Annotated in this window: 24 protein-coding genes and 2 pseudogenes; 14 read left to right on the forward strand and 12 right to left on the reverse strand. The window is 47.8% G+C overall.

Going from position 1 to position 22,818, the window contains the following annotated elements; translation table 11 throughout:
* The first annotated feature begins 37 nt into the window (after positions 1-37).
* From gspG to R4537_RS06320, 8 genes are read left to right on the forward strand one after another with little or no spacing between them, the layout of a single operon-like run.
* Complete coding sequence (gene gspG, locus R4537_RS06285; protein WP_000738784.1) at positions 38-478, forward strand: type II secretion system major pseudopilin GspG; 441 nt, start codon at positions 38-40, stop codon at positions 476-478.
* A gap of 33 nt (positions 479-511) precedes the next feature.
* Complete coding sequence (gene gspH / locus R4537_RS06290) at positions 512-1,096, forward strand: type II secretion system minor pseudopilin GspH (RefSeq protein ID WP_000127545.1); 585 nt, start codon at positions 512-514, stop codon at positions 1,094-1,096.
* Positions 1,086-1,439, forward strand: coding sequence for a type II secretion system minor pseudopilin GspI (gene gspI / locus R4537_RS06295; RefSeq protein WP_000837699.1), 354 nt, complete (start codon positions 1,086-1,088; stop codon positions 1,437-1,439). The genes gspH and gspI overlap by 11 nt, the downstream gene beginning before the upstream one ends.
* On the forward strand, positions 1,426-2,091 hold the full coding sequence (gene gspJ, locus R4537_RS06300; RefSeq protein ID WP_071179346.1) for a type II secretion system minor pseudopilin GspJ: 666 nt from the start codon (positions 1,426-1,428) through the stop codon (positions 2,089-2,091). The genes gspI and gspJ overlap by 14 nt, the downstream gene beginning before the upstream one ends.
* Positions 2,081-3,091 carry a type II secretion system minor pseudopilin GspK gene (gene gspK, locus R4537_RS06305; RefSeq protein WP_071179345.1) on the forward strand — a complete coding sequence of 337 codons (1,011 nt, stop codon included), beginning with the start codon at positions 2,081-2,083 and terminating at the stop codon, positions 3,089-3,091. Before gspJ ends, gspK begins: the two co-directional genes overlap by 11 nt.
* Entirely contained in the window at positions 3,060-4,271 is a 1,212-nt protein-coding gene (gspL, locus tag R4537_RS06310) for a type II secretion system protein GspL (RefSeq protein WP_071179344.1), read from the forward strand. Before gspK ends, gspL begins: the two co-directional genes overlap by 32 nt.
* Positions 4,272-4,280: 9 nt before the next feature.
* Positions 4,281-4,778 (forward strand): type II secretion system protein M, encoded by a 498-nt coding sequence (locus R4537_RS06315; protein ID WP_071179343.1) that lies wholly within the window; start codon positions 4,281-4,283, stop codon positions 4,776-4,778.
* 1 nt (position 4,779) lies between these two features.
* Complete coding sequence (locus R4537_RS06320) at positions 4,780-5,538, forward strand: type II secretion system protein N (protein WP_057555112.1); 759 nt, start codon at positions 4,780-4,782, stop codon at positions 5,536-5,538.
* Positions 5,539-5,589: 51 nt separating this feature from the next.
* Here R4537_RS06320 and cysQ read toward each other — a convergent pair whose 3' ends face one another.
* From cysQ to R4537_RS06340, 4 genes are all read right to left on the reverse strand, one after another.
* Positions 5,590-6,417: a 3'(2'),5'-bisphosphate nucleotidase CysQ gene (gene cysQ, locus R4537_RS06325; RefSeq protein ID WP_000106799.1), complete on the reverse strand. Its 828-nt coding sequence runs from the start codon at positions 6,415-6,417 to the stop codon at positions 5,590-5,592.
* Positions 6,418-6,439: 22 nt separating this feature from the next.
* On the reverse strand, positions 6,440-6,988 hold the full coding sequence (gene nudE, locus R4537_RS06330) for an ADP compounds hydrolase NudE (protein WP_000095816.1): 549 nt from the start codon (positions 6,986-6,988) through the stop codon (positions 6,440-6,442).
* Positions 6,989-7,126: 138 nt separating this feature from the next.
* Positions 7,127-7,714, reverse strand: coding sequence for a Fe-S biogenesis protein NfuA (gene nfuA, locus R4537_RS06335; protein ID WP_000070178.1), 588 nt, complete (start codon positions 7,712-7,714; stop codon positions 7,127-7,129).
* 87 nt (positions 7,715-7,801) lie between these two features.
* Entirely contained in the window at positions 7,802-8,662 is an 861-nt protein-coding gene (locus tag R4537_RS06340) for a phosphoribosyltransferase family protein (RefSeq protein ID WP_080483554.1), read from the reverse strand.
* Here R4537_RS06340 and bioH point away from each other — a divergent pair.
* Both bioH and R4537_RS06350 read left to right on the forward strand, forming a co-directional pair.
* Positions 8,598-9,359, forward strand: coding sequence for a pimeloyl-ACP methyl ester esterase BioH (gene bioH / locus R4537_RS06345; protein WP_071179342.1), 762 nt, complete (start codon positions 8,598-8,600; stop codon positions 9,357-9,359). The genes R4537_RS06340 and bioH overlap by 65 nt on opposite strands.
* A 161-nt stretch (positions 9,360-9,520) precedes the next feature.
* Positions 9,521-9,991: a hypothetical protein gene (locus R4537_RS06350; protein WP_000961396.1), complete on the forward strand. Its 471-nt coding sequence runs from the start codon at positions 9,521-9,523 to the stop codon at positions 9,989-9,991.
* A 94-nt stretch (positions 9,992-10,085) separates the two neighbouring features.
* Here R4537_RS06350 and R4537_RS06355 read toward each other — a convergent pair whose 3' ends face one another.
* Positions 10,086-12,407 (reverse strand): Tex family protein, encoded by a 2,322-nt coding sequence (locus tag R4537_RS06355; RefSeq protein WP_071179341.1) that lies wholly within the window; start codon positions 12,405-12,407, stop codon positions 10,086-10,088.
* Between the two features lie 244 nt (positions 12,408-12,651).
* Here R4537_RS06355 and R4537_RS06360 point away from each other — a divergent pair.
* Positions 12,652-12,792, forward strand: a pseudogene (locus R4537_RS06360) (transcription elongation factor GreB); the annotation flags it as partial.
* A 714-nt stretch (positions 12,793-13,506) separates the two neighbouring features.
* Here R4537_RS06360 and R4537_RS06365 read toward each other — a convergent pair.
* The 6 genes and pseudogenes from R4537_RS06365 to R4537_RS06390 form a co-directional block, all read right to left on the reverse strand.
* Positions 13,507-14,292 (reverse strand): hypothetical protein, encoded by a 786-nt coding sequence (locus R4537_RS06365; RefSeq protein WP_000609952.1) that lies wholly within the window; start codon positions 14,290-14,292, stop codon positions 13,507-13,509.
* The gene (locus tag R4537_RS06370) at positions 14,289-14,798 is read right to left on the reverse strand and encodes a hypothetical protein (RefSeq protein WP_000849062.1); all 510 of its coding nucleotides are present in this window, start codon (positions 14,796-14,798) and stop codon (positions 14,289-14,291) included. The genes R4537_RS06365 and R4537_RS06370 overlap by 4 nt, the downstream gene beginning before the upstream one ends.
* Entirely contained in the window at positions 14,785-15,213 is a 429-nt protein-coding gene (locus R4537_RS06375; RefSeq protein WP_001038665.1) for a DCC1-like thiol-disulfide oxidoreductase family protein, read from the reverse strand. Before R4537_RS06375 ends, R4537_RS06370 begins: the two co-directional genes overlap by 14 nt.
* Complete coding sequence (locus R4537_RS06380) at positions 15,197-16,393, reverse strand: MFS transporter (RefSeq protein ID WP_000483409.1); 1,197 nt, start codon at positions 16,391-16,393, stop codon at positions 15,197-15,199. The genes R4537_RS06375 and R4537_RS06380 overlap by 17 nt, the downstream gene beginning before the upstream one ends.
* The gene (locus R4537_RS06385; protein WP_057557102.1) at positions 16,375-17,421 is read right to left on the reverse strand and encodes a HesA/MoeB/ThiF family protein; all 1,047 of its coding nucleotides are present in this window, start codon (positions 17,419-17,421) and stop codon (positions 16,375-16,377) included. Before R4537_RS06385 ends, R4537_RS06380 begins: the two co-directional genes overlap by 19 nt.
* Before the next feature lie 436 nt (positions 17,422-17,857).
* A pseudogene (locus R4537_RS06390) lies at positions 17,858-17,980 on the reverse strand (IS5/IS1182 family transposase); the annotation flags it as partial.
* 271 nt (positions 17,981-18,251) lie between these two features.
* Between R4537_RS06390 and greB the strand changes: the two are divergent.
* From greB to envZ, 3 genes are all read left to right on the forward strand, one after another.
* Positions 18,252-18,737 carry a transcription elongation factor GreB gene (gene greB, locus R4537_RS06395; RefSeq protein WP_071179340.1) on the forward strand — a complete coding sequence of 162 codons (486 nt, stop codon included), beginning with the start codon at positions 18,252-18,254 and terminating at the stop codon, positions 18,735-18,737.
* A gap of 318 nt (positions 18,738-19,055) precedes the next feature.
* A complete protein-coding gene (ompR, locus tag R4537_RS06400) occupies positions 19,056-19,778 on the forward strand; it encodes an osmolarity response regulator transcription factor OmpR (RefSeq protein WP_000230023.1) in 723 nt (240 codons plus the stop codon).
* Between the two features lie 68 nt (positions 19,779-19,846).
* Entirely contained in the window at positions 19,847-21,163 is a 1,317-nt protein-coding gene (envZ, locus tag R4537_RS06405) for a two-component system sensor histidine kinase EnvZ (protein WP_071179339.1), read from the forward strand.
* Positions 21,164-21,187: 24 nt separating this feature from the next.
* Here envZ and R4537_RS06410 read toward each other — a convergent pair whose 3' ends face one another.
* Positions 21,188-22,588 carry a uracil-xanthine permease family protein gene (locus R4537_RS06410; protein ID WP_000193491.1) on the reverse strand — a complete coding sequence of 467 codons (1,401 nt, stop codon included), beginning with the start codon at positions 22,586-22,588 and terminating at the stop codon, positions 21,188-21,190.
* Positions 22,589-22,818: the final 230 nt, after the last annotated feature.

Raw genomic sequence — 22,818 nt, forward strand, 5'->3', positions numbered from 1 at the left:
GTCACGCGCGGCGAAAACGACATAGTGTGGAGTAACTATGAAAAAAATGCGTAAACAAACGGGCTTTACCCTGCTCGAAGTAATGGTGGTTGTGGTGATTTTGGGCATTCTGGCCAGCTTTGTTGTCCCCAACCTCTTAGGTAACAAAGAGAAGGCGGATCAACAGAAAGCGGTGACCGATATCGTTGCGCTGGAAAATGCGTTGGATATGTACAAGCTCGACAACAGTGTTTACCCGACGACCGATCAAGGTTTGGAAGCGTTAGTGAGTAAGCCAACTAACCCCGAACCACGCAACTACCGTGACGGTGGTTACATCAAGCGTCTACCTAAAGATCCTTGGGGTAACGACTACCAATACTTGAGCCCAGGCGATAAAGGCACGATTGACGTGTTCACCTTAGGTGCGGACGGTCAAGAAGGTGGCGAAGGTACCGGTGCCGATATCGGCAACTGGAATATCCAAGATTTTCAATAAGTTTGGCTAATTAGCGGTAACAGACGAAACCTTATGACAGCGACACGCGGTTTTACTTTGTTGGAAATTTTGCTGGTGCTGGTGCTGGTTTCGGTCAGTGCGGTGGCGGTCATCGCCACCTTTCCGGTTTCCGTCAAAGATGAAGCCAAAATCAGTGCGCAGAGTTTTTATCAGCGTCTGTTGCTGCTCAATGAGGAAGCGATTCTCAGCGGGCAAGATTTTGGCGTGCGGATCGATGTCGATACGCGCCGTCTCACTTTTTTGCAACTCACCGCCGACAAAGGCTGGCAAAAGTGGCAAAACGACAAGATGACCAACCAAACCACTCTTAAAGAAGGGTTACAGCTCGACTTTGAACTCGGTGGTGGCGCTTGGCAAAAAGACGATCGTCTGTTTAATCCCGGCTCTCTGTTTGATGAAGAGATGTTTGCCGATGAGAAAAAAGAGCAAAAACAGGAACCGGCTCCGCAACTGTTTGTGCTATCGAGTGGCGAAGTGACCCCATTTACGCTGAGCATTTTCCCTAAAGGGCAGGAGCCCGATGAGCAGTGGCGAGTGACCGCACAAGAAAATGGCACTCTGCGTCTACTGGCTCCGGGAGAAAGTGATGAAGAGTAAACGCGGTTTTACCTTGCTTGAAGTGCTGGTCGCGCTGGCAATTTTTGCTACCGCGGCGATCAGTGTGATCCGCTCGGTCAGTCAACACATCAATACGGTCAATTATCTTGAAGAGAAGATGTTTGCGGCCATGGTCGTGGATAACCAAATGGCGCAAGTGATGCTCAATCCGCAATCTTTAGCGGCGCGTGAGGGCAGTGAGCAGATGGCCGGACGGACTTGGTACTGGAAGCTGAGTCCAGTCAAAACTGCCGACAATCTGCTCAAAGCCTTTGATGTCAGTGTCGCCACAGAAAAAGGTGCGACCCCAGTCGTGACGGTGCGCAGCTATGTGGCGAACTAACCAAGTATCCTCTCGCCAGAATATGGCGGGCTTTACTTTGATTGAAGTGTTGGTGGCGATTGCGATTTTCGCGAGCTTGAGTGTGGGCGCGTATCAGGTGCTCAATCAAGTCCAACGCAGCAATGAAATTTCCGCCGAGCGCACCGCGCGTTTGGCCGAATTGCAACGCGCCATGGTGATCATGGATGCCGATTTTCGGCAGATGGCTCTGCGCCAATTTCGTACCGATGGCGAAGCGCCGAGCGAGCAAATCCTACAATGGAAAGAATCGCTGCTCGATTCGGATCAGCACGGTTTGTTGTTTGTACGCTTGGGTTGGCATAACCCACAGCAACAATTTCCACGCGGTGAAGTGGCGAAAGTCGGTTACCGCCTGTTTGAAAACCGCTTAGAGCGGGTCTGGTGGCGCTATCCAGATACTCCAGCGGGGCAGCAAGGGCTGATCTCTCCGCTGTTAGCTGGGGTGGAAGATTGGACAGTACAGTTTTATTTGCAAGGTGAATGGAGTAAGGAGTGGGTGCCCACTAACGCCTTGCCTGAAGCCGTGAAAGTGACCTTGCGCCTAAAAGATTACGGTGAGATTGAGCGGATATACCTTACAGGGGGCGGCTCACTCAATATGACGCAAGAGAGTGTTGAAAATGCGGGCTAAACAGCGCGGCGTGGCGTTAATTGTGATTCTGCTCCTGCTGGCGGTGATGGTCTCGATTGCTGCGACCATGGCCGAACGTCTGTTTAGTCAGTTTCAGCGTGCCACGCATCAGCTCAACTATCAACAGGCTTATTGGTACAGTCTTGGCGTCGAAGCGCTAGCGAAAAAAGGCATTGAGCAGAGCTACCAAGACAGTGAAACCATCAATTTGAGTCAGCCTTGGGCTTTGAAAGAGCAAACCTATCCGCTCGATTACGGACAGGTGCGCGGCAAAATCCGCGATATGCAAGCTTGCTTTAATCTCAATGCACTCGCGGGGGTAAAGCTCACGCCAGACAGCGTGAAAAAACCGTATTTGCTGACGGTGCTGAAAGCGCTGCTTGAAGGGCTAGAAGTGGAGAGTTATCAAGCGGAAGTGATTGCCGATTCGACGTTAGAGTTTATTGATAAAGATGACTCTGTACGCACCGCTTATGGGGTGGAAGACAGTTACTATGAATCGATGACCCCAGCCTATATGGCGGCGGATACTTGGTTAGCCGATGCGAGCGAGTGGCGCGCGGTACAACAGGTGGGGGGAGAAACGATGAATAAAGCCTTACCTTATGTGTGTGCGTTGCCAACCGATCAATGGCGCTTGAATGTGAACACCTTACCCGCTGAGCAAGCGACACTGCTGGCGGCCATGTTTAGCCCAACATTGAGTCCGGAAAGCGCGAAAACCTTGCTCGAAGGGCGACCTTTTGATGGCTGGGCAAGTGTGGATGATTTTCTGGCCCAATCGGCACTCACCGGAGTGGATAACGCGGTGCGTGAGGAAGCGAAGAAATACCTCAGTGTAGATAGCCATTATTTTGAATTAGATGCACAGGTGCTGGTCGATACGTCTCGCGTGCGGATCCGCAGCCTGTTTTACAGTAACGATAAGAAAACTGCGACGGTGATACGCCGCCGCTTTGGAGGGATCAGTGAGCGAGTTTCTGACCGTTCGACTGAGTAGTCAAAAAGAGGCCGATATCCCTTGGCTGGTTTGGTCTGCCGATCAGCAAGAAGTGATTGCCAGCGGCCAAGTGGCTGGTTGGGAAGCCTTGCATGAAATTGAGTCTTATGCCGATCAGCGCAGCGTAGTGGTATTACTGGCGGCGAGTGATTTGATTTTAACGTCAGTGGAGATCCCGCCCGGCGCTTCTCGTCAGCTTGAAAATATGCTGCCGTATTTGTTAGAAGATGAAATCGCCCAAGATGTGGAAGATGTGCACTTTTGTGTGCTGAGTAAAGGACGAGAAACCGCGGATGTGGTCGGTGTCGATCGTCTTTGGCTGCGTGCTTGCCTAGATCATCTCAAAGCGTGCGGTTTTGACGTGAAGCGCGTATTGCCTGATGTGCTGGCAATTCCTCGCCCAGAGCACGGTTTAGCCGCCCTGCAATTGGGTGATGAGTGGTTAGTGCGTAAAAGCACTACGCAAGGGATAGCAGTGGACGCGCAGTGGCTAAGCTTACTGGCCGTTTCCGATTGGGTGCAGAATGAGGGTGAGTATTTGCCTTTACAAGCGCTCACGCCGCTTCCTGAGCTGAGCTTAGCCGAAACCCAAGCGTGGCGTTATGAGCCGAGTGGTTTAGTGATGCAACTGCTGACTCAGGAGGCGTTAACCAGCAAGTTCAACTTGCTGACGGGGAGTTTTAAACTCAAATCTTCTTGGCTGCGGTATTGGCAAATATGGCGCAAAGTGGCGATCGCTGCTGGGCTATTTGTGGCGGTATCCATCAGTTATTCGCTGTTTCAGGCGCATCAATACGAAGCACAAGCGGACGCTTACCGCGCGGAAAGTGAGCGGATTTTCCGCAGCATCTTCCCTGATAAACAGAAAATCCCGACCGTGACTTATTTGAAAAGACAGATGAGTGATGAGATGGCGCGTTTATCTGGCGGTGCCAGTGTGGGCAGCGTTTTGAAGTGGCTAAGCCCGTTGCCTGAGGCTTTGAAAGGGGTCAATCTACAACTGCAAAGCATCAAATTTGACAGTAACCGCAGTGAGATTCGCCTAGAAGCGACCAGTCGTGATTTCCAAAGTTTTGAACAAGCTCGCACTCAGCTTGAGCAGTATTTTGCTGTTGAACAGGGGCAGCTCAATAAAAATGGCGAGCAAGTGTTTGGCGTGTTTGTGGTGAAGCCCAAGTAAGGAGAAATGATGAAAGAATTATTGGCTCCTGTGCAGGCTAGGTGGCGAAGTGTCACCCCTCGTGAGCAAAAGATGGTAATGGGCATGGGCGTGCTGACGGTACTCGCTATCGCTTATTGGGGCATATGGCAGCCTTTGAGTGAGCGTACCGCCCAAGCTCAAGCACGATTACAAACCGAAAAACAGCTACTGAGTTGGGTGAGTGAAAACGCCAACGACATCGTAACGCTCCGTGCGCAAGGGGGCAGTGATGCGCCAAGCGATCAACCACTCAATCAGGTGATCACTAACTCGACGCGTCAGTTCAATATTGAGCTGATCCGCGTGCAGCCGCGCGGCGAAATGATGCAGGTCTGGATCCAACCGCTCCCGTTTTCGCAATTGGTCTCATGGATTGCGTATTTGCAAGAGCGCCAAGGGGTGAGCGTGGATGCGATTGATATTGACCGTGGTAAAGTGAACGGCGTTGTGGAAGTCAAACGTCTGCAACTGAAGCGTGGAGGCTGATATGAAGCGTGCTGTTGGCTATGGTCTGTTATTTTCCACAGTGTTAATGACCAGCGTGGTCGTGCATTTGCCTGCCCAAGTGGCGTTTAGCCCGCTACCGCTGCCTGAAGGTTTAGAGCTCACTGGCATAGAGGGTACTCTGTGGCAAGGTCAAGCCGCGCAAGTTCGTTGGCAAGGCATGAGCCTAGGCGATCTCAACTGGGATCTCCACCTCTCGGCGTTACTGTTGGGGCAGTTGGAGGCGGATATCCGCTTTGGCCGCGGCAGCAGCACACAACTAAGAGGGAAAGGTGTTGTGGGGATCGGTTTGAGTGGTCCCTATGCCGATGATTTTTTACTCTCCTTACCGGCTGCGCAAGCCATTACTTGGCTACCGTTACCCGTACCACTGATGGCGCAAGGGCAGTTGGAGATGGCTGTCAAACAGTACCGCTTTGGTGAGCCTTACTGCCAGCAAGCCGAAGGCAGCTTAGCTTGGTCAGCCGCGCAGCTAGAATCGCCGCTTGGTGCGCTGCAGCTTGGTACTGTCGTGTCGGATTTTACCTGCCAAGAGAGCGTTGTGACCCTGAAAGGTGGCCAAAAAACCGCGCAGGTGAGCAGTGAATTTAACCTCAGTTTACAGCCGGATAATCGCTATCAAGCACAAGCGTGGTTTAAACCAGAAGCGGAATTTCCTGAGAGTTTAAAGGAGCAGTTGAGCTGGCTACCGCAGCCTGATGGGCAAGGTCGCTATCCGTTCAATCAGCAAGGTCAGCTCTAGGATGTGTTATCCCATTCATTTCACGCCCAACTGGGCGTGAAATTTTATCGGCTAGTCTTTGATTTTTAAGATCTCATTCCAAGGTAAATCCGCATCACCAAGCACGATGAAGTTCGGGTTTTCTAAGGTTTCCCGCTCATTGTAAGAGAGGGGGGATAATTGAGTGCTCAGAATGCGCCCACCCGCCTCTTCGACAATACACTGGGTTGCGGCGGTATCCCATTCGCCAGTTGGACCAAGACGCAGATAGCAATCTACTGCACCTTCTGCTACTAAGCAGGCTTTCAGTGCCGCAGAGCCCAGTGGCACTAAGTCATAATTCCAAGCACTGCTTAAACGGCGCGTGATTTTGTTGATGTCTTGGCGACGGCTGATGGCAATCGCGATCGAGCTGCTCGGCAGCTCATGTTTGTGAGTCTGAATTTTGAGGCTCTGCGCCATGTCGGGGATCTTCCATGCCCCTTTACCTGCGTAAGCGTAGTAAGTCACACCAGAAACGGGGCCATACACCACCCCCATCACCGGATGGTTATTTTCCACGAGCGCAATGATGGTCGCGAAGTCGCCGCTACGTGCGATGAACTCTTGAGTGCCATCAAGCGGATCCACCAGCCAATAGCGCTGCCATGTTTCGCGAGTGGCAAGGTCGATATTGGCCTCTTCTTCTGAGAGGATCGGAATATCAGGGGTCAGCTCGCGCAGCTGCTCACACAGAAACTTATGTGCGGCTAAATCGGCGCTGGTGACGGGTGTTGAATCACTTTTGGTGAAGGCTTCATAAGATTTATTTTGATAGATATCGAGGATGAGTTGCCCTGCCGCTCGCGCGATGTTAATGACATCGGGCAGTAAGTGCGAGAGATCCTGTGGTGTAGACATAGTGACTCCGAAGGCGTGCGATTCACGCCTGAAGAAAACGCAGAGCCAACAGCAAGGCTGTGATGCTGCGCGCTTCACAAAAATCGAGATGGGTCAGCAGATCTTCTGCTTGTGCTAAAGGCCAGCGAATGATCTCCAACGGCTCTGGCTCATCCCCCTCTAACTGTTCTGAGTATAGATCCTGAGCAACAAAAAGAACCATTTTGCTCGAGAAGTAAGAGGGAGCCAGCACCACCTCTTTGAGCGGGGTTAACTGGCGCGCGCCAAAACCAATTTCTTCTTTTAACTCACGATTAGCCGCTTGTTCAGCGCTTTCACCATGATCGACTAAGCCCTTTGGAAAGCCTAATTCATAACGCTCCGTTCCCGCGGCGTATTCGCGCACGAGGAGTAGATCTCCTTGCGCGGTGACCGGCACCATCATTACCGCATGACGACCACTCGGCTTCATGCGTTCATAGGTTCTTTGTTCACCATTTGAGAAACGCAGATCCAAAGCTTCAATAGTAAACAGACGCGATTTGGCGACCGTTTCGCGATCCAGAATTTCTGGTAAAGATTTGGATGACATACGCAGACTCCTGAGCAAAAAATTTTTCTTAATATATGAGAAATAAACGCAGTTTGAAACGCTCAATATGCCGACACCAATAAAAAAGCTGATGTGAATACATCAGCTTCGAATTGGAGTGATAAGCAGGCTGAACGCTTAGTAGTAAGAGTGCTCACCGCGATCGTGCTCGGTGGAGTCACGTACCGCAGTCAGTTCACCGGCAAATTGAGCTAGCAGCTCTTTCTCAATGCCTTCTTTTAGTGTCACATCGACCATAGAGCAGCCGTTACAGCCACCGCCAAATTGCACCAGAGCCACACCATCATCCGAAATGCTGATCAGACGAACGTGGCCACCATGGCCGGCCAATTGAGGGTTGACTTGGGTTTGCAGGGCGTATTCTACGCGCTCCATCAGCGAGGCATCGTCAGAAACTTTGCGCATTTTCGCGTTAGGGGCTTTCAGAGTCAGTTGTGAACCCATTTTGTCGGTGACAAAATCAATCACCGCTTCTTCCAAAAAGGGCAAGCTAAGTTCATCAACATAGGCAGAAAAGCCACTGAAAGGGTATTCCGTATCAGTCGCTTCTACGGCTTCCGGTGGGCAATAAGAGACGCCACACTCGGCATTTTGGGTGCCAGGGTTAACCACAAACACACGAATATTGGTGCCTTCAGGCTGCTGAGCCAGCAGCTTAGCGAAGTGAGATTGGGCAGATTCAGTAATAGTAATTGGATTTGACACGACGAATACCTGAGTAAAAGAATAGGTTATTGCTCACCATTCTACTCCTGAGTTAGCGATGATCCAGCCCTTTTGCGTTAAAAAACGTCAACCGTGGCTATCTTTCGGCTCGGGAGTACGGCATATGCAGTAAATATCAATGCTTTGCACACCGACATCAAGCAGTAAATCGCATAAATGTCGGATTGTACTGCCTGTGGTCACCACATCGTCCACAATTGCAACATGTGGTTGGTTTGGCGGATGATTGAGCACAAACGCATCACGTAGGTTGTGGATTCGCTGCGCCTTGCTGAGTCCTTGTTGATGCGGTGTGGCTCGGCGGCGTGCAAAGAGTTGGTGGTCATATTCAATGTTCAGCACATTGGCTAATTCGCGTGCCAGCAGATCGCTTTGATTAAAGCCGCGTAGCCAACGTCGCCGCCAATGCAGCGGTACACTGCACAGCAACGGGGCTGGCTCGTTAATCTGGGTGGCGAGTAGCTTAGCCAAGCGCGGCGCTTGCCAAAACTGGCGTTGGTATTTGAGTTGATGCACCGCATCACTAAGTGGAAAGCGGTAATCGCCGACACACATCAGTTTTCGCCACGGCGGAGGCTGACTCAAACACTGCCCGCACTGTTCAACTGGGGTGAGGGTCGGTAAACCGCAGCGTGCGCAGCGATAACCGTGCTCAAGCCAAAATTGGCAGGCAGAGCAGACGCCAAACGGCGAATTTGTATCAAGCGCCAGTCGACAAAGATGGCACTCAGGAATGAGCAGTGGTGCGGTGGTTTTTCTGAGCGAATTGGTTAACATAGCGAGCCAAGAATCTGGGTAATGTGCTTCATCTTGCCGATTGGCAGAGTGGATGAAGATGGAAATAGACGGAGAAACTGTGACCATGGCGTTGTATTGGCAAGTCAGTGGACAAGGGCAAGATCTGATATTGGTACACGGCTGGGGCATGAATGGTGCGGTGTGGCAGCAAACCGCACAAGCCTTGAGTGACCATTTTCGAGTGCATGTGGTGGACTTACCCGGTTATGGTCATAGTACCGAGCAACATGCCGCGAGCTTAGAAGAGATTGCTCAAGCCTTGTTAGAGCATGCACCGCGCAACGCCATTTGGGTCGGCTGGTCGCTGGGCGGCTTAGTCGCCACGCACATGGCGCTGCACCATTCAGACTATGTCAGCAAATTGGTGACGGTCGCTTCCTCGCCCAAATTTGCGGCGCAGGGCAGCTGGCGTGGTATTCAACCGGATGTGCTGACCGCGTTTACCGATCAGTTGGTGGCCGATTTTCAGCTGACTATTGAGCGTTTTATGGCGCTGCAAGCCATGGGTAGCCCAAGTGCACGCCAAGATGTGAAAGCCCTTAAACAGGCTGTGCTGTCGCGCCCCATGCCTAATCCCCAATCATTGCTCGCGGGGCTGACGATGCTCGCCGAAGTCGATTTGCGTGATGAGCTGCAACACATCAGCGTGCCCATGCTGCGTTTGTATGGTCGGTTGGATGGGTTAGTCCCCGCGAAAGTTGCCCGTGATTTGAACCATTTAGCGCCTTACAGTGAAGCGTTCATGTTCGACCAATCTTCCCATGCGCCATTTATGACCGAGGCGGAGGCGTTTTGTCAGCAACTTATCGAGTTTGCGGCTCGTTAGATCCCCCTTCCGACTTTAAGCTGTCACTTCAAGTCGTTTGGGAGGAGTGTGAATTTTGTCGCGCTGACCAAAATTTGACTCAATCATTTTCGGAACAGGTCGATAAATAGACTAACCCGGAGTGAAAGCCGAGGGTGGGCGAAGCTGAGGAGGTTTCGGCTATGCTAGTGTCACCGACCAATGTCAGTGTGCCGCTGATCGCCCCATCAGTGAACGTGCAAACGGAGCAGGCCGCACGCGACAATCGCGTTCGCGAGCCAGTGACGCCAACTGTACAACTGGCCAAATCGAACGCTGAACGTAAGATCAAAGAGGATGATAAACGCCGCAAACAGCCGTCGTGGGATCCTGCTGAGCACCCGAGTTATGATGTGGGTGGTGAAACAGAGGCAGAGGCCTCTTATCACGATGAGCCGAAACGCGAGCTAGAGCGATTGTTTGAATTACTCGCGATCGCTTCGTACAGCCAAGATCAAGGCAAAGGTTATGCGATGCGTTTTCGCTTACCTAAGCACATCATTGATGCGGCGATAACAGAAGGCAAAATGGCGCGCCGGCGTGTCGTGATCAAATACTATTATGGTCACGCAGTGGCACCCAACACACCTTCAGAGGTGATTGCAGTTTTGTAGGTGAGTTATCTCGCGCAATAAAAATCCCCACTTCGGTGGGGATTTTTTTATGCGGCCTAACGGCTACGTCATGATGAAATGCGTTTATCGTTGGCTATTTCTTCGCTTTAGCGAAAGCGGCGGCAAACGCACCGCCCATCGCGCCACCCAGGGCATTACCTTGCGGTTCATCACGGCGCGGAGCGCGGCGCTCTTGCCCTGCGCGTGGCGCAGCGCTGCGTTGGCTACGGTTATCTTGTCCCGGCTCATCGTTTAAGCGCATCGAAAGAGCTATACGCTTACGCTGCACATCCACTTCCATCACTTTGACTTTGACGATGTCACCGGCTTTAACCACTTCACGCGGATCTGAGATAAAGCGATCGGTCAGCGCAGAAATATGCACTAAGCCATCTTGATGGACGCCGATATCCACGAACGCGCCAAAGTTGGCGACGTTAGAGACCACGCCTTCCAACACCATGCCCACTTCCAGATCTGACACCTCATGGATGCCTTCAGCAAAGGTCGCGGTTTTGAATTCCGGACGCGGGTCACGCCCCGGTTTATCCAGCTCCTTGATGATGTCGGTCACGGTGGGTACACCAAAGTTTTCATCGGTGTAATCGACCGCGCGCAGAGTGCGCAGGAACTCGGTATTGCCAATCAGCGCTTTCAGATCTTTGCTGTTTTTCTCGGCGATAGTTTTCACTACCGGATACGCTTCTGGGTGCACTGCTGAGGCATCGAGCGGGTTTTTGCCATCCATAATGCGCAGGAAGCCAGCACACTGTTCAAACGCTTTAGGCCCCAAACGTGGCACTTTTTTGAGGGCACTACGCGACTCAAAACGGCCATTTTCATCACGATAATCCACAATGTTTTGCGCGAGTGCCGCAGACAAGCCTGCAACACGAGTCAGTAGCGCTGCCGAGGCGGTATTCACATCCACACCTACGGCGTTTACACAGTCCTCAACAATCGCATCCAGACGTTTCGCAAGCAGGGTTTGGCTCACATCGTGTTGATACTGGCCAACCCCGATTGATTTCGGGTCGATCTTCACTAATTCTGCGAGTGGGTCTTGCAGACGACGCGCGATAGAGACTGCGCCGCGCAGTGAAACATCCAGATTCGGGAACTCTTTCGCCGCCAGCTCTGAAGCGGAATACACCGATGCACCCGCTTCGCTGACCATGATTTTTTGCACTTTGAGGTTGCCGCGCTTGATTAAATCCGCCGCAAAAGCATCGGTTTCACGCGACGCCGTACCGTTACCAATCGCAATCAGGTCTACGTTGAATTTTTTCACCAGCAGAGCGATAGATTGCATGGCGCGATCGTACTGATGCTGTGGTGCGTGTGGGTAAATGGTATCGGTTGCCAGCACTTTACCGGTTGCGTCAACCACGGCGACTTTACAGCCAGTGCGCAGACCCGGATCGAGGCCCAGTGTCGCACGAGGGCCCGCCGGTGCCGCCATCAGCAGATCTTTTAAGTTGGTGGCGAATACTTCAATCGCTTCGATTTCCGCGCGCTCTTTCATCGCGCTCATCAGTTCAGTTTCCATGTGCATGGAGATTTTGATCTTCCATGCCCAATTGATCACCTGCTTGCGCCACGCATCGGCCGTCGCTTGGCTCAAATGAATACCGTAATGTTCGGCAATCAGAGTTTCGCAGTAAGATTGGCGCGCACTCTCTTCCAATTCAGGATCGGCATTCAACGTCAGGGTTAAGAAACCCTCATTACGGCCACGCAGCATAGCCAATGCGCGATGCGAAGGTGCTTTGCTGATCGGCTCGCGGTGATCAAAGTAATCTTTAAATTTCTCGCCCGCTTGCTCCTTGCCTTCGACCACGCGCGATACAATTTCCGCGTTGCGATTGAGGTGCTGACGGATTTTTTCCAGTAGGTTGGCATCTTCCGCGATGCGTTCCATCACGATAGCGCGTGCGCCATCCAGTGCGGCTTTGCTGTCAGCGACGCCATTCTCGGCATTAATGTATTTTGCCGCTTCGCTTTCAGGGTCAGTATTAGGCTGCGTCCACAGCGTATCGGCCAGTGGCTCAAGACCCGCTTCAATCGCGATTTGGCCTTTGGTGCGGCGTTTCGGTTTGTAAGGCAGATAGAGATCTTCAAGGCGGTTTTTGCTGTCGGCACTTAAAATCGCCTGCTCCAGCTCAGGGGTGAGTTTGCCTTGTTCTTGAATCGATTTGAGGATGGTTTGGCGACGGTCATCCATCTCACGCAGATAGGCAAGACGGCTATCTAAGTTGCGCAGTTGGGTATCATCCAATCCTCCCGTCACCTCTTTACGGTAACGGGCGATAAAAGGAACGGTATTGCCATCGTCGATCAGGGTGACGGCAGCGATAACTTGCTCAGGGCGAACATTCAGTTCTTGAGCAATCTGGTGGCAGATAGCTTTGCTCATCCGTGGTGGTCTCTTTTTGACATTTTCGGTTTATATGGGGGCAGTTACGCCTGACTCCAGCTCAACGTTTGAATGGAAGAGGAGTTTGAGCCTGCCCTCTAGACAGTTACTGATAATAGGCGGCTATTAATAACACGTCTGCTGCTCGCTTTTGAGAGCTTTCAGTCAAATCTTTTGCCCTGACTGGCAAAGCGCGCGAAAAATCGGTACTTTTCGCGCAACCCTATTTTGTTGAGAATCCCGTGTGAAAACTAAGCTGATTACCCGAGCTGGCTACAACAAGCTCAAGCAAGAGCTCGACTATTTATGGAAAGAACAACGTCCCGAGATCACTCAAAAAGTCTCTTGGGCGGCGAGCCTTGGCGATCGCTCAGAGAACGCTGATTAGGCTGTAGTACCTCATCCCCCATACTAATTGGTGTTACCTATTGAAATTAATGAATAATATAATAGTACTGTACCTATGGTGGTGTACTATTTTTCTTGCTCTAAAAGCTTCTTAACACCCAAGGTTAATTCTTGTGTAATACACTGATTAATCGATGAGTTTCGAGGAGCATTTATCCTAAAATTTTAGAAAGGTTTCGTTGTTGTGCCTAGAGTGATTACTTGTAGCATAAGTGATAGTAAGCGTTCGCGAGAATAACTACCTAGTTTTCTGAGAGCACGATCATATGAGCTTAAAGTGGTTCGATCTGCTCTCTTAAATCGAAAAGGTTAAGTTATTGAACTAAAAATAAAAAATGAAGATAAAGATAAAGATAAAGAAGAAGTTTATAAATTAGCAGGGAAAAGACTTGGGTATTTTTGAAAAACCAAAGCATGCAACGGAGATGTTATATATTAAACTATAACCATAAGGCCTTTAGAGATATAAGGCTCACTTGCTTAACTCATTTTTGCCCATCTTCAAACATACCTGTCACGTGAGTTCATGGAGTGGATACAATTGGCGAGTGTGAGGGCTATGTAATTGCAAAATAAAAGGCTCTAAATTTCGATATTTAGAGCCTTTATAAGTTACCTATAAGAACGTTCAACCTTCTAACTGAACAGAATTATGCCTTTACCTTAATTAAATAAAACGCTCCAGTTTTAGTTAAGATAGAACTATCATTTTTGGCGATTTACGGTCTCTTTTTATCCAACTCCTAATATAATCAGATAGCTCACGGTAGAAGAGTGCAGGGAAAATCATCCACATGTGCCAAAAGGCAATATTCATGATTATAAATACACTCATATGAAGCATAAACGCACCTATGACTAACTTTTCTACATGAAATCTGATCAAGTAAAGAGGGAGGAACATCACTTCAAACAGAACAATAGCAATTGAGCCAATTGCGAATAGCTCCGGGTAGTTTGTCATATACTTTCCAAGCGGTGTTCCCATCTCCATCGAGAAAACCCATGCTGTGCGACCATCAAACCATTCAAACCCTGCGTGGATTATTTTGGTTATACCCGATTGAAAGTAGAAAACAGCAACATAAAATCTTGAGAAAGAAAAGACATATCGCTCCACATCTCTATGCATCGCCATAAAAATGTCTCCGATGGCAATAGCAATTAAAAAAATATTTAAGTGGGTATTGTAGTTATACATCTCCGAGGGTGAGCTATTAGCGGCATACCAGTTGAACACAAGGAATATCACTGCGGCCAAACTTGAAAACAATGGGCATAGTTTTTTGTTTGCAAATTGTGCTAGTAGTAAAGTAATAATTATGTACTTTGACGGAAGGAAAATCGCTGAAATAGCTGAGTTTCCATTGAATAATTCGAACGAGTAAACCGAGAATTCATTGTAAGGACCTCTTATGATTAAAATGATAATTGCAAGACTTACTAAAAACCGAAATAAAAATAGTTGATTAATCATTGTGTAACCTCATATACAAAGGCGGTCTCTCTACTTAATTCCTCAATAAATGAACCATTTTCATTTAGTCCGTAGTTCTTGGAAATTATATCGAATGAGATTGACTTAAGTTCAAAGTCATCGCGTAAAGAAACACTCTGAAAGGTTTCATCAAAGCTATCCCAAGGTTCTTTCTTGATACGCTCCACTATAAACCTCATAAAGTCGGATTTCTGAGCATTGCTAAACTCACCACTCATGAACAGCTTTGCTATGATGCGGTTGGCTTTAAAAAACTCAATTTCCATAAAATGGGCAGGGTGTGCAGCGACTTCGTTTCCGAATTTGTCGCGCAATATCAATTCGGTTTTAACAACAACATCAGGTACGTTGTAGGCAAAGAAGTTATGGCTTGAGAATGGGAATAAGTTTTTGTTTTGCAATGAGTTATAAAACTGGAATACAAAAAATACGCCCAAAAACAGCCCCCACAACAAATTCTGTTTATTTGGTTTAATAGTTTTCAAGGTCAAATATCTCCAATAGTTCCTTATCTGGAATGACTTGAATTGGAGTGATAAGGCAGCTATCACTAACAAAAAGCTTATGTCGATTTTTTTGAATCAGGTCATATACTAAGTCAGCACCGAAGTGCTGCAAAAATCCTACCCACCCAACTACCTTGTATGGATAACTCATTTTGCCTAATAGATAGAAGAAGCATTCACTCTTCGCTAAGAATCTATCACCATTCCACAAGTAAGATGTATCTACATCCGGTTTAATCTCAATACTATGTTTCTTAAACAACTTGTAGGCTGCTGGAGAAAAAATTGAGTGAAATTCAATCCCCTCAAGCCGTTTTGCTAAAAACTGACAAAATCTATTACACATGATGCATTTGTCATCTAAGAAGAAAATCAATCTATGGTTCTTGTTCATAGACCTTCCTGACTTCATTTTTGGGAAGCATTGTATAGGCTGTAAACGCCATGACATAGCTACCTACAAATAAGGCTGTCATAACTTCCCAACCAATAGTATCGATAGCATTACCAGATAAAGGAAGGCTTATGATCAACACAATTCTCATCATTGTTGAGAATAAGGAATCAATTGTTGAACGAAATGATGGGCTAATTAGTGCCTGAAACTTAATCGAGAAGAAGTTTCGCATCATCAAGTTTGCGCAGAATATGACTATTACCGCCACCATAGTAGTCCATGAACCTCCATTAATCAGGAGTATAGTGGAAGTCGCACTTAATGCCATTCCGAAGATAAAAACTAGATTTATATTCTTTAATTTCTCAATAAACCAGGATGTAATTGACTGTGATAGTTGAATAATTAAGAATAATACTCCAAACAGAATGCCCTCGTTTGACAAGCTCCCAAACCCACTTACTACATATGGCTGCCATATTTGAATTAATATTTGGTAATAGAGGGATACAAATAGCAGTCCCGAGATTAAAATCACAATGACAGTCCCTTCTGAACATATCTCAATATATATAGCGCGTATATCTTGGAATAGTGAGGTTCTATTTTTTTTACCTGCGTTTGAGTGATTTTTGTCACTTGGGAGTAGGAAAGAACAGAAGAATAAAACCAAGCACAACGCAGCGGCTAATGCCCACAGATATGCACCAATATAGTTGTATAATATACCGCCAGCAAACCCACTAAATCCTACAAAGAAGAAGTGGTACTTACTGTAGCTAGCTGTTATCTTTTTGATATCAGCCTCACTTGAAGATTCTGAGTTGTCGATAAGGTATGCTAAATACGCGCCACCAATAAGAGACAGAGAAAGTGCGTTAAAAACTTCTGCAATTAAGAAGGAATTAAAGTCCGATCCAATCCACATAAAAGTGAGCCATACTGATCCTAGCAATGTGGACAGAGCAATAGAAAATTTTCGACTGAACTTATCTGCCACATATGAAAGCGGGATGTCGACAAAGAGTATGACCATGGCTTGAATCGATTTAATTATCCCAACCTCATATATCGATAAGCCTTGATTGATCATATAGATTGCGGCTATTGCACCAACCAACATCCTAAATGAATTGAAGGCAACACCATAGCCGACTATTATTCTACTATTGAACATTTTTTGCACGTTTCATTCTTATTGATTATTTGAGTCTCAATTTCCACACGCTGAGTGTGAATCCCGATCCGCTTATTCACTGAAAGTATCTCACCATAGCCACCAAGAAACTTCATAATGTCGTTGAAGGCGTATGACGCCGATATGCCATTAGTTGAAGAAAAAGTCGAAGCTTTAAAGTCAGAGTTAATTATCTTGATTTTGTCCGCTAATGCACCAGACATCGAAAAATCAGACACGATATCGTCACACTGAATACAAGATGTTTGTCCCGGTATATAAAATGGCCCAACTACTGCAATATCATTTATGTAACCTACATTAATATATGGCTGTTTATTGGAGACACAGTATTCATTTATCAAAAAAATTAGGTTAGCAGGATGATCTGCTGAAACAACGAATAGGTCGCTAGGTGGGATCTTAGATATGTCGGAAAGACAGCTAATATGAAGCTTCAGTTTCTCAATTTCAACCGTTGAGTTTCTTCGACACAATTCACGCTCAAGCACATCAATTTTGTCACGCCCACAGTCATCCTCTCCGAAAAGAACTTGCCGTGTAAGATTACTCGCTTCTATATAGTCGCCATCGACAATTGTGATTTTCTTTATTCCAGAAGTAGCAAGCTTGTAAGAAATGTAATTCCCGATTCCTCCACAACCTATTATGGTTACATGGCTCGCTTCAATTTTTGCCTGAACTTCACTCGGTTTTCCTCCAAGGAGATTGTAGTAAAGCTTATTTCGGCTGTAACGATCTTCGTTATTAAATTCACCATCTTCGATTAACGATTGTGTATTTTTCAAAAAATTAACGGCATAGTCTAGCTCTGATTCATTAAGTTCTTTCATACATAGAGCTCTCAAAGACTGCTCATCAAGAGGTTTTTTCCATGTGCTTGAAACAATCATAAGTGCACGCCATTCAGCATGGGAGTCAATTCTGTGTTGATTTCCGCCAGCACCAAAATATCCACCGATACTACAGGGTGCAACTTGAACATAGTTAGCCAACTTTAAAATCAATTTTATAGTCCTTTACAATAAATAGAGAGCACAGTGGCTCTCTACAGAAAAAATGATATTTTAGTTATTTAACTCACTAATTAGTTTGCTACTGCAAAAGCATTCATGGCGAACTCCTTTTCTGTGTTATGATTGATAATTTGGCAGACAGAAACTTCAATAATAAGCTCAATGAAACCTCTGATGTTGCCCATGTGTTATTTTTTATGGCAATTTATGCTCAGAAAGCCACTTGTGGCAACATAAAAATAGTAGAATATTTAAAAATAAAGCATGGATCAAAATATTTGGTTCATATATTGAACCTTTTGATAATAATAGGGTTTGTTGAGTTTTTAATTTTGTTGCCAATTATTAGTAATAGGATTGAATAATGAGTATCGGCTTTGTTGCGTAATTCGGTCAGAGAACCAAAATACCTTCAATTGAGTGATTCTTATACAACACACTGTGTTTCAGGAATACCAAGCACTGTAAGCTTGTTCAGTGCTTTAATCATGGCGTAAGTTTCACCAACCTTAGCATTGTAGTTTCTCAGACTTAATTTTCCATCTAGTATGCTTCATCCAATGAATAAGGGAGAACGCTGTAAGCGCGTCATAAACGCCGCATTCTAATCAGGTGAAAAGTGAATGTAGCTGAATCAGAGCGTAGAATCGAGACTGAGTTCCATCGATTTACACAACAATGCCAGTATAAAAATAGGCGGTTATTAATAACACGTCTGCCGCTCGCTTTTGAGAGCTTTCAGTCAAATCTTTTGTCCTGACTGGCAAAGCGCGCGAAAAATCGGTACTTTTCGCGCAACCCTATTTTGTTGAGAATCCCGTGTGAAAACTAAGCTGATTACCCGAGCTGGCTACAACAAGCTCAAGCAAGAGCTCGACTATTTATGGAAAGAACAACGTCCCGAGATCACTCAAAAAGTCTCTTGGGCGGCGAGCCTTGGCGATCGCTCAGAGAACGCTGATTACACTTACAACAAGCGTCTGCTGCGCCAGATTGATCGTCGTGTACGCTTCCTGAGTAAGTTGCTGCCAGAGCTGAAAATCGTTGATTATTCACCGCAGCAAGAAGGCAAAGTGTTTTTCGGTGCTTGGGTGGAAATTGAAAACGAAGCCGGAGACGTGAAGAAGTTTCGCATTGTCGGCCCCGAAGAGATTTACGGCGATGCCAAAGATTACATCTCGATTGATTCCCCGATGGCGCGCGCGCTACTCAAAAAGCAAGTGGATGAAGAGTTTCAGGTGCAAACCCCCACGGGCATGAAAGAGTGGTTTATCAATTCGATTGAGTACGAGAAAGGGGAGTCGTGAGCCATTTATCTCTTTCCTACTTGAAATGGCAGGGGGCTACGTTCGTTCACCCCAATTACATAGTCTATCTATGCTCATGGGGATTTACTTACTGCCGCCTACCTGCAACTCCAAGTTGTTTGGGTATAGAGAATATTACGACTATTGATTGCGAATTATGAGCAGTTCCGTTATACCCTTTGGATGAGGCGCGAAATCGAAGTCGTCTGATTATACAAAGACATAAAGATTAACAATTCTTTACGCGCGGTGAGCGGTAACGATGTTACATTTTACTCGCCCGAAGAGTCGGGAATTGAACAACAGTTAGGTGGGATCATGGTGGAAAATCATAAAGTTTTAGTGGTAGATGATGATGCGCGTTTGCGTGCGCTGCTTGAGCGTTACCTGTCCGAGCAGGGGTTTCAAGTTCGCAGCGTTGCTAACGGTGAGCAGATGGATCGTCTGCTGACGCGTGAAAACTTCCATTTGATGGTGCTGGATTTGATGTTGCCGGGTGAAGATGGTTTGTCTATCTGTCGTCGTCTGCGCAATTCCAACAACATGATCCCGATTCTGATGCTCACTGCTAAAGGTGATGAGATTGATCGCATTGTCGGCCTAGAAGTCGGTGCCGATGATTATCTGCCTAAGCCATTTAACCCGCGTGAGTTGCTGGCGCGTATCAAAGCGGTGCTGCGCCGCCAAGTGATTGAAGCGCCGGGAGCGCCCAGTGCGGAAGAGACCATTATTGAATTTGGTGAGTTTCGCTTAAATCTTGGTACGCGAGAAATGTTCCGTGGTGAAGAGGCAATGCCGCTCACTTCCGGTGAATTTGCTGTGTTGAAAGCGCTGGTGACCAATGCCCGTGAACCGCTTTCGCGCGATAAACTGATGAACATGGCGCGTGGCCGTGAATATTCTGCGATGGAGCGTTCGATTGACGTACAGATTTCTCGTCTACGTCGTATGCTCGAAGTTGACCCTAGCAAACCGCGCTATATTCAAACCGTATGGGGACTCGGTTACGTGTTTGTTCCTGATGGTAAAGCCGCCAACTAACTTCTTTTAGGCACGCCGGGCAAGGGCGTCCTCGCTCCGCGCGTGCCCTTGCTACATTTAGGTGCCTTATGCGAATTCGCAGTTCATTTACCCAATCGATCCTGCTGTTTTTCTCCCTATTGATCGCTAGCCAAATCTATTCTTACTACGCCGTCTTTAACTATGCGTTGCTGCCAAGTTTGCAGCAATTCAACAAAATTCTTGCCCATGAAATCAGCTTGATGCTGGATGACACCAGTAATCCCAATGTCAGTTCCGAAATGGATGCGTTGCTCAAAAGGCGTGTGCTTGAGCAATTAGGGGTGACGATTCATAGTAACGACAGCCCCGAAGCGGTTGAATATCAACACGCGATCAGTTTGGATTTGATGAGCGAAGAGATGAGTGGTGAGCTGGGTTCACCCACAGAAGTGCGCATGGCGTTGGGCGAAGAGAGCTACATCTTGTGGATGAAGATCGATTCTCTGCCCGGCCAGTTGCTGCGTATTCCACTCTCAGAGCTGCAGGAAGAAGATTTCGCGCCGCTATTTCGTAACAGCATTATTATGGCGCTATTGATTGTGATTGGTGGTTGGTTGTTTATTCGTCTGCAAAACCGTCCACTGATTGCCTTGGAAAAAGCCGCCAAAATGGTAGGTCGCGGAGAAACGCCCCCGAATTTGCCAGAGCAAGGTACATTGGAAATCCGCTCGGTAACGCGCGCGTTTAATCGAATGTCGAAAGGTATTCAAGCTCTTGAAGAGGATCGCGCTTTGCTGATGGCGGGGATCAGTCATGATATCCGCACGCCCTTGACTCGAATTCGCTTAGCAACCGAGATGATGTCGCCAGAAGATAGCTATCTTGCTGAGAGCATCATCAGTGATACCGAAGAGTGCAACCAGATCATCAGCCAATTTATGGATTACCTGAAACCTGTCAATCGTGAAGCGTTTGAAGCGGTGGATCTGAATGATATTGCGAGCGATGTGGCAAGCTCTGAAGGGGGCTACGAAGTGCAGATTGAAACCGAGTTACAAGCAGATCTCACACCTGCTTTTGGTAACCCGATTGCGATTAAACGCTCGCTGAGTAACTTAGTGGTGAATGCGCTTCGCTACGGTAACGGTTGGGTGAAAGTGAGTAGCGGTATGACGGCCGATAAGAAGCTGGTCTGGTTGTCTGTCGAAGACAATGGGCCGGGTATCGACCCAAGCCAAGTAAATAAAGTGTTTGAGCCTTTTACTCGTGGGGATACCGCGCGGGGTAGTGAAGGGACGGGCTTAGGCCTCGCGATTGTGAAACGGATTGTCAGCCAGCATCATGGTGCGGTGTCGGTTAGCAATCGCAGCCAAGGGGGGCTGCGTGCTCAAATCAGTTTCCCGACTAAGCCGCAAAAGGGCTAACCTAAGTTAGCCCTGATTGAACCGTTAGTTTGATTCTTGCGCCGTTTCGGTAACCGAAGCGGCGTTTTCATCTCGGCGTACTTCGGGCAGCAGCAGGTTAAGCACGATGGCGGTAATACCACCTGCGGCTACACCAGAAGAGAACAGATTCTTAATAAATTCAGGCATAAACTGCAAAATTTCTGGCTTTTGCGCAATTCCCAAACCCATCGAGAAGGAGAGCGCCATGATCAGAATCGCGCGGCGATCCAAATCGACGCGAGAGATAATGCGCACGCCTGCCGCAGCAATCGTACCAAACATCACAATCGTTGCACCGCCAAGCACAGGCTCCGGAATCAACTGTACAAAGCTCGCAACGCCGGGGAAGAGGCCAAGCAGCACTAACATACCCGCGATAAAGTAACCCACATAACGGCTGGCAACGCCGGTTAATAGAATCACGCCGTTGTTTTGGCTAAAGGTGGAGTTTGGAAAGCTGTTAAAGACTGCGGCTAATGCGGAGTTGAGGCCATCAGCCAATACGCCGCCTTTGATGCGCTTCATGTACACAGGGCCTTTCACGGGTTCACCAGAAACTTCGGAGGTCGCCGTGATATCACCAATCGCTTCTAGTGCAGTGATGAGGAAAATCAGCAGCAGAGGAATAAACAGCGACCAGTCAAAACCTAAACCATATTGCATCGGGATAGGCAGCGCGATGAGTTGAGTCTGTGCCAAATTATCGGTATTGACCATGCCCATCAGGTACGCCATTACATAACCTACCAGCATCGCAATCACAATCGAAGCCACTCGCACGTAAGGGTTGTGCGCTCGGTTAAGCAGCACAATGATCGCCAATACGGTGCCTGCTAGTGCAAGCTTATCAAGGCTACCAAAGCTGCCGTCAGCCATTGCTGCATAACCGCCACCCATCGAAATCAAGCCAACTTGTACCAGTGTCAGGCCAATCAAGGTCACCACAATGCCAGAGACTAATGGAGTGATAATGCGCTGGGCAAATTGCAGCACGCGGGACAGTAAAATTTCAGCGCTTGAGGCGACCAAAATCGTGCCAAAAATCGCGGCCATCATGGTCTCTATATCTGCACCGCCTGCTTTGAGTGCGAGTCCTGCACCGATAATCGGGCCTAAAAAGTTAAAGCTGGTGCCTTGAATGGAAAGCAAACCTGAGCCAATTGGGCCAAAGGTACGGATTTGAATGAAGGATGACAAACCCGAAGCAAACAGTGACATGCTGATAATGGTGTTGGTTTGATCGGCAGGTACACCAAGGGATTGGCAAATGATCAGCGATGGGGTGATCACGGCGACAAACATCGCCAGCAGATGTTGCAAGGCTGCGAAGAGAGTTTGAGGCAAAGGGGGACGATCATTGAGTTGATAGACCAGATCTGCCTTACGTGAAGTCGGTTGTGTCATAGCGATTTTCCTGATGGTCAATAATACCTTGCGCACGCTGAATGGGTGGTCAAGGTGGAGCAGAAGCCGCTTCTGTGATTGCTGTTATCCCCTTCCTACTTGAAGCTGCAGCGGTGTTGGCTACGTTCGTTCACCCCAATCACATAGTTTGTCTATGCTCATGGGGATGAATTCACTTGCCGCTTACCTGCAACTCCAAGTAGTTTGGGTATAATCAGACTCTGCTCTGG

Source organism: Vibrio paracholerae (assembly GCF_037672085.1).
Classification (GTDB): Bacteria; Pseudomonadota; Gammaproteobacteria; order Enterobacterales; family Vibrionaceae; genus Vibrio; species Vibrio cholerae.